The sequence below is a fragment of the Yersinia pekkanenii genome, assembly GCF_001152565.1.
In the GTDB taxonomy this organism is placed as follows: domain Bacteria; phylum Pseudomonadota; class Gammaproteobacteria; order Enterobacterales; family Enterobacteriaceae; genus Yersinia; species Yersinia pekkanenii.
Genome location: NZ_CQAZ01000193.1, coordinates 1 through 732, shown reverse-complemented (window position 1 = coordinate 732; position 732 = coordinate 1). Strand labels below are relative to the sequence as shown.

The window sequence follows — 732 nt, the reverse complement described above, 5'->3', positions numbered from 1 at the left end:
CAGGCACCTAATATAACGTTCGCAAAGAAGCCCACCACATAGTTAAGGGGTAAGAGATGATCCAGAATCCAAAAGTTATAGTTTTAGAACGAAATAAAAGCGGTAGTTATGCAATAGCAATTACGGATGGCAGTGATAATTTTAGTGATGCACTGTTAGCTGTTTCGGTAAAGCTACGCGATAACACCGATAGCTTAGAATCCATGATGGAAGCGGCACTTTGCTATGCTGCTCAACGGATATTACAGTTAGAAAAAGGTGGCTACTCACCGCCACCTAGTGGGGAGCCTAAGGCAGTAGGCGGTACTGGAGCACAGGCAGTTAGTCCACATCCGTAATGCTCAATGAATCAAGTCAGGAAGCAAACATTAAATATCCAGACCATCGGTCAAATGAGCACACCACAATTTGCGGGCTATTGTCTGAAACCTGTAAAGCCACTCGCTGGATGTTGTCTCGCACTGCATCGATATCCTGATCGAGATTAGCCACATACGTTCCTGTAGGTAAAGAGCTAACTCTCCCTTCGTCACCGACTATTTCTTTACTGAAGCCGATGCCTCGCATCATTTCATGCAACAGCGCGTATTCATTTGCATCACCGCCAGAAATTTCAACTCTGGCTATATAGCTGGTCATATCCAATTCCTTACATTGACTGTGGAATAACCAACATATCAATTTCCTTTGACTGTGGAAAGCAGGGAAACCACGGCTGGGCGTGGGTAAATA

2 protein-coding genes are annotated in these 732 nt (G+C 44.7%); one reads left to right on the top strand and one right to left on the bottom strand.

The annotated features are described in order from the left end of the window. Window positions 1-56 precede the first annotated feature (56 nt). The gene (locus AEP37_RS23920; RefSeq protein WP_049615676.1) at window positions 57-338 is read left to right on the top strand and encodes a hypothetical protein; all 282 of its coding nucleotides are present in this window, start codon (window positions 57-59) and stop codon (window positions 336-338) included. A 16-nt stretch (window positions 339-354) separates the two neighbouring features. Here AEP37_RS23920 and ghoS read toward each other — a convergent pair. Next, window positions 355-732: type V toxin-antitoxin system endoribonuclease antitoxin GhoS (gene ghoS / locus AEP37_RS23915; RefSeq protein ID WP_156168789.1), on the bottom strand; the 378-nt coding region annotated here is incomplete at its 5' end.

What these genes read in the sequence shown, in the direction of transcription:
- AEP37_RS23920 (WP_049615676.1), top strand. Translation starts at nt 57, where the DNA reads ATGATCCAGAATCCAAAAGTTATAGTTTTAGAACGAAATAAAAGCGGT.